Source organism: Sulfitobacter sp. HI0040 (genome assembly GCF_001634885.1).
In the GTDB taxonomy this organism is placed as follows: Bacteria; Pseudomonadota; Alphaproteobacteria; order Rhodobacterales; family Rhodobacteraceae; genus Sulfitobacter.
In genome coordinates this window covers 1-10,852 of sequence record NZ_LWEX01000045.1, presented here as the reverse complement: position 1 = coordinate 10,852, position 10,852 = coordinate 1, and the positions used below count along the sequence as shown (strand labels likewise).

At 61.5% G+C, this 10,852-nt stretch carries 10 protein-coding genes and 1 pseudogene; 3 read left to right on the top strand and 8 right to left on the bottom strand.

The window, feature by feature from the left end; translation table 11 throughout:
* Positions 1 to 192: pseudogene (locus A3728_RS04560) on the top strand (cation:proton antiporter); the annotation flags it as partial.
* A gap of 106 nt (positions 193 to 298) precedes the next feature.
* Here A3728_RS04560 and A3728_RS04555 read toward each other — a convergent pair.
* From A3728_RS04555 to A3728_RS04540, 4 genes are all read right to left on the bottom strand, one after another.
* Positions 299 to 2,371 (bottom strand): catalase, encoded by a 2,073-nt coding sequence (locus A3728_RS04555; protein WP_067920674.1) that lies wholly within the window; start codon positions 2,369 to 2,371, stop codon positions 299 to 301.
* 163 nt (positions 2,372 to 2,534) lie between these two features.
* The gene (locus tag A3728_RS04550) at positions 2,535 to 4,007 is read right to left on the bottom strand and encodes an amidase (RefSeq protein WP_236630413.1); all 1,473 of its coding nucleotides are present in this window, start codon (positions 4,005 to 4,007) and stop codon (positions 2,535 to 2,537) included.
* On the bottom strand, positions 4,000 to 5,550 hold the full coding sequence (locus A3728_RS04545; protein WP_067920672.1) for a malonate--CoA ligase: 1,551 nt from the start codon (positions 5,548 to 5,550) through the stop codon (positions 4,000 to 4,002). Before A3728_RS04545 ends, A3728_RS04550 begins: the two co-directional genes overlap by 8 nt.
* Before the next feature lie 31 nt (positions 5,551 to 5,581).
* Complete coding sequence (locus A3728_RS04540) at positions 5,582 to 6,904, bottom strand: malonyl-CoA decarboxylase domain-containing protein (RefSeq protein ID WP_067920670.1); 1,323 nt, start codon at positions 6,902 to 6,904, stop codon at positions 5,582 to 5,584.
* A 131-nt stretch (positions 6,905 to 7,035) separates the two neighbouring features.
* Between A3728_RS04540 and A3728_RS04535 the strand changes: the two genes are divergently transcribed.
* Positions 7,036 to 7,698, top strand: a complete 663-nt coding sequence (locus A3728_RS04535) for a GntR family transcriptional regulator (RefSeq protein WP_067920668.1) — start codon at positions 7,036 to 7,038, stop codon at positions 7,696 to 7,698.
* Positions 7,699 to 7,787: 89 nt separating this feature from the next.
* Here A3728_RS04535 and A3728_RS04530 read toward each other — a convergent pair whose 3' ends face one another.
* Positions 7,788 to 8,276, bottom strand: coding sequence for a hypothetical protein (locus A3728_RS04530; RefSeq protein WP_067920666.1), 489 nt, complete (start codon positions 8,274 to 8,276; stop codon positions 7,788 to 7,790).
* A 376-nt stretch (positions 8,277 to 8,652) separates the two neighbouring features.
* On the opposite strand from A3728_RS04530, the gene A3728_RS04525 reads away from it, so the two are divergent.
* Complete coding sequence (locus A3728_RS04525) at positions 8,653 to 9,276, top strand: c-type cytochrome (RefSeq protein WP_067920664.1); 624 nt, start codon at positions 8,653 to 8,655, stop codon at positions 9,274 to 9,276.
* Positions 9,277 to 9,320: 44 nt separating this feature from the next.
* On the opposite strand, the gene A3728_RS04520 is transcribed toward A3728_RS04525, so the two are convergent.
* The 3 genes from A3728_RS04520 to A3728_RS04515 all read right to left on the bottom strand — a co-directional run.
* A complete protein-coding gene (locus A3728_RS04520) occupies positions 9,321 to 10,280 on the bottom strand; it encodes a 2-hydroxyacid dehydrogenase (RefSeq protein WP_067920662.1) in 960 nt (319 codons plus the stop codon).
* Positions 10,281 to 10,283: 3 nt separating this feature from the next.
* A complete protein-coding gene (locus tag A3728_RS23395; RefSeq protein WP_201722130.1) occupies positions 10,284 to 10,442 on the bottom strand; it encodes a hypothetical protein in 159 nt (52 codons plus the stop codon).
* A gap of 13 nt (positions 10,443 to 10,455) precedes the next feature.
* Positions 10,456 to 10,852, bottom strand: a 397-nt coding sequence (locus A3728_RS04515; protein ID WP_236630412.1) for an amidase family protein, incomplete at its 5' end; no start/stop codon positions are given.

The following is a 10,852-nucleotide window of genomic DNA, read 5'->3' as shown; positions in this document are numbered from 1 at the left end:
CGGGGGGTGGTGTCCATCTATGGCGTGCGGGGCATCGGGTCGATCTATTACCTGTGCTACGCGGGGCGGCACATGGAATTCGTGAACGAAACCCAACTTTGGTCACTGGTGGCGCTGGTGATCCTGCTTTCCACGATCCTGCATGGTTTCAGCGTGGGGCGGGCGATGGAACGGGTGAGCGACAGGGGCTGACGGATCAGCCCCGACCGGCGGGGGTGCCGGGCCGCGATGTGTCGCTGTTTGAGTATTTGTAAAAGGGTGAAGGAGGCCGGGGCAGGCGCGCCCCGGCCGAGGGTCTTCAGGCCTGAAGGACGGCCTCACGATCCCAGAAACGCAGCTTTCGGCATTTTTTCACGAATGCTTCGGCGCTGTCCGAACCGCCGAGTTCAAGGCAACCGTCGTCAAGGTCTTCGCCGATGCCGGCAGCCTTGAGCAGCGCCATGGCCGGGCTGTTATAGGCGATGAACTTCGCATGGGCGAAAGCGTCGCTGACGAAATCCTTCGACGGCTTGTCCTTGGCCAATGTGTTCACTTGGTCTTTGGCAAAGACCAGCGCCACCGCGTCGAAGAGAACCGAGGGTCCCCCGTTTATCTTTTCGTCCGAGGCGCGGGTTTTGCCATTGGAAAGGGTCACACCCTGGATCTTCGGTGCCACGATAGCGACCACGGCGCCCTCGTCCTTGAACGCCTTTTCGATCGCTTCGACGGTATCCGCATCGGCGCCGTCGCTGAGATAGAGGCCCAGTTTGCGCCCCTTGAAGCTGTCGGGACCGTTCTTGAGAATGCTGAGCGCATCGGAGGCGGGCAGGTCCGTGATCGGCTTGCGGGCAGGGGTCGCGGCTTCGGGCATGTCGGTCACGCCGAGCCCTTCGGCCACGTCCGAGGCCAGCTTGTCATGCACGTTCATCAGGTGGCTCAACATGCGCAGGCGGATCTTTTCGTGCTCGCATTTGGACAGCTCAAACGTGAGCGCATCGGCCATGTGCTTTTGTTCCACTTCCGTCTGGCTGATGTAGAACTGCCGCGCCTGGCTGTAGTGATCCGCGAAGGTTTCGGAGCGTGTCCGCAGTTTCTGGCCCTCCGCCTGTTCGGGATAGCTCTTGAAACCGATTTCCGGGTTCTCGCGCGGGCCGCCGTCGTCGCCCCAGCTGTTGGGTTCGTAGTTGGCGCGGCCCTTGGGGTTGTGCATCGCCATGTGACCGTCTTGCTGGAAATGCCGGACGGGGCATTTCGGCGCGTTGATCGGGATATGCGTGAAGTTCGGCCCGCCGAGGCGTTTGATCTGCGTATCGAGGTAGGAGAAGTTGCGCCCCTGAAGCAGCGGGTCGTTGGTGAAGTCGATGCCGCGCACGATGTTCTGGGTGCAGAAGGCCACCTGTTCGGTCTCGGCAAAGAAGTTGTCGACGTTGTTGTCCAGCGTCAGCGTGCCGATGATGCGCACGGGCACCTGTTCTTCCGGGATGAGCTTCGTCGCGTCGAGGATGTCGAATTCGAAGCTGTCGGCGAAATCGTCGTCGAACACCTGAATGCCGAGATCCCATTGCGGATAGTCCCCCATGTCGATGGCATCCCACATGTCGCGGCGGTGGAAATCCGGGTCGGCGCCGTTGATCTTCAGCGCCTCGTTCCAGACGACGGACTGCATGCCCTGCTTCGGCTTCCAGTGGAACTTCACGTAGTGCGATTTGCCCTCGGCGTTGACCAGCCGGAAGGTGTGAACGCCGAATCCTTCCATGAAGCGCAGGGACCGCGGGATCGCACGGTCGGACATCGTCCACATGGCCATGTGGATCGCTTCGGGCGAGAGCGAGATGAAATCCCAGAAGTTGTCATGTGCCGATTGCGCCTGCGGGAAGCCACGGTCGGGTGCGGGTTTGACGGAATGGATGAGGTCGGGAAACTTGATGGCGTCCTGGATGAAGAACACGGGGATGTTGTTGCCCACGAGGTCCCAGTTGCCTTCGTTGGTGTAGAACTTGGTGGCAAAGCCGCGTACGTCGCGGGCCACGTCGGGTGACCCCTTGCTGCCCGCTACGGTAGAGAACCGGGTGAACGTGGGTGTCTTTTCGCCGGCGCGCTGGAAAATATCGGCGCAGGAGAGTTCGGGAATGGCTTCCTTCAATTCGAAGTGACCATGCACGCCGTAGCCCCGGGCATGGACCACCCGTTCGGGGATACGCTCATGGTCGAAATGAAAGATCTTCTCTCGCATCAGATGATCTTCGAGAAGGCCGGGACCCCGCGGACCGGCCGTCAGGGAATTCTGGTCATCCGCCATCGGCGTGCCCTGCGCGGAAGTCATCGTTTTGTCTGGGTCTGTCGTCTGCTGGCGCGGTTCGCCCCCTTTGCCGAGCTTGATCTCATCAGTCATAATCATGTTCCTCATCAATAAACTGTCAGCATGATGAGGCAGCTAGATCGACCGGACCGGCGGTCAACGAGATCAAGGTAGGGGGGCGCGTCGTGGATATGGTTGCGCGGGGGGCAGGGGCGACAGGCCGCCGATCTGCTGTCGGCGGCCCGGAGTGCGAAGCCTATGACTTCGGTCTGATCGGCATCTGGCTGGCGAAGCCCAGTTCCGTTTCCAGCAGTTTCGCCGCCGCCAGCAGGTCGTAATCGCCCTTGGGTTTTCCGAGCAGTTGCAGACCAACGGGCAGGCCGTTTTGCGTCAGCCCGCAGGGGATGGAAATCGCCGGGCAGCCGGTGAGCGAAAGAACAAAGGTGAGGAACATCCAGTCGATGTAGGTCGTCAACTCGGTATCCCCGATGTGGGTGGGGAAGCGTTGATCCACCGGATAGGGGGGCACGGCGACGGTGGGGCAGGCCAGCACGTCGTAGGTTTCGAAGAAGGTCGCGAGGTTGTGGAAGATCGCCGCGCGGGCGCGTTCGGCCTGCAGGATTTCATCGGCGGTGATGTTCTGGCCCTTTTCGATGTTCCAGATGATCTCCGGCGCGACGCGGTCGCGATCGGTTTCCAGCAGGTCACCCCGGACGGCGGCCACGAGGATGGCGCGCAGGGTCTGGAAGGCTTCGAGCCCGCCTGAAAAATCCGGGCAGGTTTCTTCGACCAGGGCACCGACATTGGTGAAGGAATTTGCGCCCTTCCGGCAGATCGCGGCGACTTCGGGATCGACCATGGAAAGGTTGAGGTCCGGGGTGAAGGCTACCCTTTTTGGCGCTTTCGGCTCCTCCACCGCGCGCACGAATGGCACCCGCGGGGGCGGCATCGAAAGCGGATCGTGGGGGTGACCATGCGCCAGCGAATCCAGCATGAGCGCCACGTCGGACACGTTACGGGCCATCGGCCCCTCGACCCAGAGCGGATCGAAGGCCGGAAGCCCGGCCCCGCGCGGCACCCGGCCGACGCTGGGGCGCAACCCGACGATGCCGCAATAGCTTGCCGGGATACGAAGGCTGCCGCCCAGATCGTTGCCGGTGGCCAGCCATGCCTCACCGCAGGCCAGCGCAGCACCCGACCCGCCCGAGGATCCGCCGACCGTCATCTTCTGGTTCCACGGGTTGCGGGTGGCGCCGAACACCGGGTTGAAGGTATTGGCCCCCGCGATTTCCGGCACGTTCGATTTGGCCATGGGGATGCCGCCGCTCTCTTCGAGGACCTGCACGGTGTAGTCAGACTTCTCTACCCGGTTATCCGCAAAGATGGGGGAGCCATATGTCGTGATCTGGCCGCCGACATCGTTGTAATCCTTCACCACGACCGGCAGACCGGCGAGCCAGCCGGGCCGGTGATCGGGGGCGTCGCGCTGCGTGAAGGACCTGGCCGCGCTGCGGGCCTCTTCGAAAAACTGGATCGGCAGGGCGTTGATGTCGGGTTCGACCTCTTCGATCCGGGCAATCGCGGCATCCAGAAAATCGAGTGGCGAGGCTTCGCCGGTGCGCAGCAAACCCACCGCCTCTGTCGCTGTCATGGCGATGAATTCGTCTGTTCTGTCTGTCGTCCCGGCCACCGGCTTTCCCCCTGTCTCTGTCTCTATCACGTTATCCATTGCAGTGCTGGCTTCCTGCTTGATTTGCTGTCGCGGGCGTGTAGAGGGTCGCGTAGCGGTCCCGCAGTTCGTTCTTCTGCACTTTGCCCATCACGTTGCGGGGCAGTTCCTCGACGAACAGGACCGCCTTGGGTTGCTTGAAGCGCGCCAGTTGACCCGAGAGGGCGGCGAGCACGTCTTGCTCGTCCACGTCCTTGTCGGGGTGCGGTACGACGACGGCGGTGACGCCTTCGCCGAATTCCGGGTGGGGCAGGCCGATGACGGCGGATTCTGCCACGCCGGGCAGCGTGTCGATCAGTGCTTCGATTTCTTTCGGGTAGACGTTGTATCCCCCGGTAATCACGAGGTCCTTGTCCCGGCCGATGATGTGCAGGTAGCCGTCGGCGTCGATCCGGCCCAGATCGCCGGTAATGAAAAAGCCGTCTTCGCGGAATTCTGCGGCTGTCTTTTCCGGCATGCGCCAGTAGCGGTCAAAGACGTTGGGCCCCCGGACTTCGATGGCGCCCGTCTCTCCCTGCGGGAGGGCATCGCCGGTTTCCCGGGAGGTGATGCGGATTTCGACGTTCGGCAGGGGAAACCCGACCGCGCCGACCCGGCGATCCGCCTCATATGGGTTGGAGGCGATCATACAGGTTTCGGTCATACCATAACGTTCTAGGATGGTATGGCCGGTGCGTTCCGCGAACTGTGTGTGCGTGTCCTTCAGCAGCGGAGCCGAGCCGGAAACGAAGAGGCGCATCCCGGCCGCTATCGATCTGTCGAGCCGGGGGGAGGCCAACAATCTGGTGTAGAAGGTCGGCACCCCCATGAGGACCGTTGCATTGGCCATTTCGTCGATCACCCGGTCCGCGTCGAAACGCGGCAGGAAGATCATCGTGGCACCCGATGTCAGCGCCATGTTGCAGGCCACGAACAGCCCGTGCGCGTGAAAGATCGGTAGCGCGTGGATCAGCCGGTCCTCGCCGGTGAAGCGCCAGATGTCGTTCAGCGCCTCGGCGTTGGAGGCAAGGTTGCCATGGGTGAGAACGGCGCCCTTCGACCGGCCCGTGGTGCCGGATGTATAGAGAATGGCCGCCGGATCCTCCGCCGTTCGCCCTGCGGCTTCGGCGGATGGCGTGGCTTTCGCGGCGCGGTCGGGCAGGGTGCCTTCGCCCTTCGGCCCCAGTGTTTCCACCGACAGGCTGGCGGAGGCGCGTTGCAGATGGGCTGTTTGCCCCGGGTCGCAGACAAAGAGCCGCGGTTCGGCATCGTTGAGGAAATAATCGACTTCCGGCGCGGTATATGCGGTGTTCAGCGGCAGAAAGACAGCACCCGCCCGAAGGCAGGCCAGATACAAAAGCACCGCTTCGGCGCTCTTTTCGACCTGAACTGCGACACGATCCCCGGGCCGCACGCCCAATTCGCTAAGGACAGAGACGTAACGGTGCACATTGTCGCGGGCTTCGGCAAATGTGATGTCCGGCTGATCGCGCCGCTCGAACAACAGTTTTTCGCCGTGCTCTTCGCAGCGCGCTTCGAACTGGTCGTGAATGGTTGAAAACATTTTCAATCTCGCTTTTTCGACCGGCACCGTTCTAGGCCGGTGTGGTTCTATGCTGTTTCAGGGTGCGGCGCAGGTCCGGGCCGCAGGCCACGGTTCCATCGTTGGCGAATGCTTCGTGCCGCGCTTCGATCCGGTCGTGTTCGTAGAGGTAGTTGATCATCACGCCGTGGGCGCGGGCCAGCGCGCTTTCGGCAAGATCGCCGGGCCAGTTGAGCCTGTGGGCAGAGGCGCCGTTGCCAAGGTGGAACCGCGCCACCGGATCGGCGGGCGCACCCGTCTCATTCTTGGCTTGCGTTATATATTGCGCGGCCCATCCTTTGACCGCGGGTTCGAGCCTGTCGCGCAGTTCAGGGTCGCTTTGCCAATCCGCCTCTTGCAGTTCGGCTGTCAGGCGCTCCGCCTCCGGGTCCGATTGGGCGACCAGCCATGCGGCGAAACCCGGCACCGGCGACAGCGTGGCGAAATTGCGGATATGGGGCAATTCGCCTGAAAGATCGCTGACCACCTGTTTGATCAGGAAGTTGCCGAAGGACACGCCTTTGAGCCCCGGCTGGCAATTGCTGATCGAATAGAACACCGCGGTATCCGGGTGCTCGGCACTTTGTTGGCGTTCGGACAGCAGCGGCCCGATCGCATCGGGGATACCGTGGCAAAGCGCGACCTCGACGAAAATCAGCGGCTCGTCCCCGGTGGCGGGGTGGAAGAACCCGTAGCACCTGCGGTCCGGCGGATCGAGCCTGCGGCGCAGATCGTCCCAATCCCGGATCTCGTGAACGGCTTCGTAGCTCACGAGTTTTTCGAGAATAGCGGCAGGTGAATGCCAGTCGATCTTTCGCATCACGAGGAATCCGCGATTGAACCAGGAGGCAAAGAGATGGCTGAAATCGGCATCCAGCGGTGCGAGGTCGGGTGTTTTGCGGATCAGCCGCAAGAGATCCTGACGCATCCGCACCAGTTGCAGGGTCGCGCCGGGCGCCTGGTTGAGAGCGCGTAGCAGAGACTGGCGCTTTGGCTCCACCGCGTTGAACAGGGCGGCCAGCGCGCTTTGTGTAGGGTCTGCGTCCCACGTTGCGAAGGCGCGGCGCACCTCTGCCGGTTCTGCGCCGTAATCGTGAAGAAGCGACTGGAAGAACTGTAGCTTTTCGTCTTCGGTCAGTTGGGTATAGGCGGCAAGGGCCTGTTCGGCCACGGCGATCTGTGACGCTTCGCCCGTACGGCGCAACAGGTCCGCGCAGCTTTTGCCGATCTGGACGGCCGCCTTTTCCCGGCTGGGTTTGGCGAACCTGTTCTGGCGCATCCGCGACCCGACGCTGTGCAGGAGTTCGTTCAGAAATGCGATGTTCGACTGCGCCATGAGAACCCCCCCGGGATCGATTCCCCGTAGTTATACACATGATATATTCTGTTGTATACAACAGAAACGGCGATGGTATATTTGATAAGGTAATATATGTATGGACACGGTTCTGAAGGGAGTGAGACCCGATGACAGGTGCTTCGAATACCGCGCGTATCCGTGAGGCGTTGGAAAATGCCATCGTGGATGGGCGGTTCTCCCCCGGTACGCGGCTCGATCCTGTCGCGCTGGCGCAGGAGTTCGACTGCTCGCGCACTCCGATCCGGGATGCGCTGCAGCAACTTGAAGCCTCCGGGCTGGTGCGCATCCATTCAAAGCAGGGCACTTTCGTCTCGGAATGGAACGCCGAAGAACTGACCGAGCGGTTTGAGGCCATGGCGGAGATGGAAGCGGTCTGCGCGCGACTGGCCGCGCGACGCATCACGGAAGCCGAGCTTTCGGAACTGCAAAGCCGTCACGATGCCTGCCGCACCCTTGCTGAGCGGGAAATGTTCGATGCCTATTACGCGGAAAATACGGCTTTTCACGCCTGTATCTATCGCGCCACCCACAATGCCTTCCTGACGCAGGAGGCAACGAGGCTGCACGCGATGCTGCAGCCCTACCGGCGGATCCAGTTACAGGTGAGGAACCGCATCAAACGCTCGTTTAATGAGCATCAGGCCATCGTCGATGCCATTCGTTCGGGGGATGACGTACTGGCGGAACGTGCCATGCGGGACCATGTGCTGATCCAAGGCGACCGTTTCCATGACCTCATGGCTGCCGTCCGCTCGAACGCGGCCGGGTAGGGGGCTGAAGTCAAGGGCCACTGCGGTCTGCAGGGCAGGGCAGATAGACGGACCAGAGTTTTTGCTGGTCCGTCAGTTTTCGCTTTGGGTCAGGCCCTGCCGACGCGCAACGCACCGTAGGACCACCCCAGCACCGCGCCGAAGACGATATGGCTGGAGAAGGTGATGGCGTTACGGGCCATGGCGAACCATGGGTATATCGCTGTCATTCCGTAAAAGTTGACTAGGTAAACAACGATCCCGTAAACCACGCCGATGCCGATAAGCGCCCCGGTTCCAAGTGCCATTCGGCTCACGATCAGGACGAAGATCACGGCGAGGATGACCGACAGGACGAAGTGAACGATCTGACCTGTCAGGAAGACACTCATGTTGAATTCCGGCGGCGTGCCCTGTTCGGGCAAGACTTCGGGGCCCAGAACGATGGCGCTGATCATCGCTGGTGGTCCGAGCGGGCTGCCCCCGCCGACGAGAGCGACCAGAACCATCTCCATGACGATGAATACCAGCCCGGCGATCAGGCCGGCGTAGATAGCCGCTTTCCAGCTGATCGTGGGGTGATGATCGGAATGTGTCATTACGCGTCTCCTTTAATGTTTACACGGGTTCGAGACTCGTTGGCGGGCCAATGCGGCGCCAACTCAGTTTCTTGAAAACTGTCGGTTTTGGGGCGCGACGGTCATGCGCGCAACCGGAGCGGTGAAAGGCGCGGTTCCGGTAAGATCCCCGCCACATTCCCTTCGTTGTGACCGGAGATGACATTCCCTCATATGTAGCATTGGAGATTTTTGCTTCATTTACAAATGAATCCGGAAGGATCGCCCTGCGTTATTCCGCCGTGATCGCCGCTCGTGCCCCGCCTGCTAGGCTGCGTGAACCCTTTGCACGACGGCTCCTTGGAGGAACGAATGCATGTTCGCGACGTTCACCCATAGGTGGGAGGAGTTTAGGTTAATGATGAAATTTCTGTTTGGAATGATCACTGCCATCGCCCTTTTGGCTATTGTCGCATGGGGGACGATCCGGACTGGCGGATATAATGTAGCGGCCACGGATCCTCATGCGGATGTGATGAGGTGGGCGCTCAAGACCAATATGGAAAACTCGGTAAAGGGGAACGCCCAATCGGTCGTGGTGCCCGCGGGCTTTTCGAATGGCGATCCCGAAACCGGGTTCTCAAGCTTTGACGCGATGTGCGTGCATTGCCACGGCGGGCCGGGAATTGAGCGCGCCGAATGGGCCAAGGGTCTTTTGCCAAAGCCGCCCTCTCTTTCCGAGGCTGCGGGCAAATGGAATTCTGCCGAAATCTTCTGGATTGTCCGCAACGGGATCAAATTGACCGGCATGCCCGCGATTGGCGATACCCATGCGGACAAAGATATCTGGAAAATCGTCTCCTTCGTCGAGCGGTTGCCCGATATGAAGCCGGAACGTTACGCAGAACTGCGGGAAGAAAAGGCCAAGGAGGGCGGCGGACACCACGGTTCGTCCGGCGGGTCGGATAAAGAGCAAAGCCAAGCCGACGAGGGCAGCGACGGCCATCATGAAAAGGGTTCGAACGCTCACTCGTCCGAATGACCTACCGGTGGGCGGGGCAATGGGCACCTTCGCCCCGCTACTTCCTAGACCGGGTTCGGTGGTTCTTTGCCGCTGAAAAAGCAATCGAGGTTATCGAGCGCTTTGAAGCCCATCGCGTCGCGTGTGCGGACGGTCGCGCTGCCCACATGCGGCATCATCATGATGTTGTCATGCTCCGCGAAACGCGGGTTGCCGCCGGGTTCTGTCTGAAAACAGTCGAGCCCCGCGCCCGCGACATGGCCGGATTTGACGGCGGCGAGCAATGCGTCCTCGTCCACCAGGGACCCCCGCGCGGTATTCACGATCACGCAGCCCTTGGGCAATTTGGCCAGCCGCGACTCGTTCATCAGGCCGGTGGTTTCCGGGGTGGCCGGACAGTGGAGCGACAGGAAATCCGAAACTTCGAGCAGGCTGTCCAGATCGGCGTGGAAGGTGGCGCCGCATTCCTCCTCCGCGGGGAGCTGCCGCCGGTTGTGATAGTGGATATCCATGTCGAAGCCCCGCGCCTTCCGCGCGAAGGCCTGACCGACACCGCCCATCCCGACGATACCCAGTCGCGCGCCGGACACCTGTTTGCCGACCAGAAGCGCGGGCGACCACGACTGCCAGTCGCCGCTGCGCACCATCCGGTCCCCCGCGATGGCGTGGCGGGCGGCACCCAGCATCAGCATCATGGCCAGTTCGGCGGTCGCATCGGATAAAACGCCCGGCGTGTTGGTGACGGTGATGCCCTTGTCCCTGAGGGCGGGCAGGTCGCAGTGATCGACCCCCACGGAATGATTGGCGATGATCCTGAGCCGCGGGTCCAGTTGCGCGGCAACCTCGGCAGAGAAATGCTCAGAATGGCACGGGATCATGCCATCGACCTTCGCGCTCATGGCGATGATGTCCTCGGCGCTGCCGGGTCTGTCGGCGGCATCCCAGATCACCTCGTAATCCCGCCGGGCCCGATCGAGCGTCGCGTCCGAAAGGGTCCGGGTTATCCAGATGACTGGCTTTCCCATGGGCTATTTTCGCTTGCCGCTGGAGGTAAAGAAATCGAAGGCCACGAAGCCTAGCGTGATGGCGATGACGATGACCAGATCGATGCTGGGCACCTCGACCGCGAGGATCAGCAGGAAAATCGTGATCGCGATAAAGGCAATCAGTGCGAGTATGCGGTTCATATCCTATTCCTCATTACGATGCCTGATCGGCCCAGTTGAACAGCCACTGTGCGCTGCGCAGCAGACGGCCGTCGTTGCCATGTTCACCGACCAGTTGGACGCCGATGGGCAGCCCTTCGCGAGATGTCAAAAGCGGCAGGCTGATGCAGGGGTTGCCGCAGAACGTCCATAGCCCATTGAAGATCGGATCCCCCGTCGTGTCGAGCCCCTTGGGGGCCGGCCCGGTCGCGGAGGGGCAGAGGATCACGTCGCAGCGGGTCAGCAGCTCTTCGAGCGCGGCGGTCAGAACTTTTGGCAGGTCCTTGGCGGATTGATAATCGCGGGCCAGTACCTTGTTGCCCTCTTCGATCGCCTTGCGCACCTCGGGGCCGAGGTCTTCGGGTGCATCACGCCAATAGGGGTAATAGTGA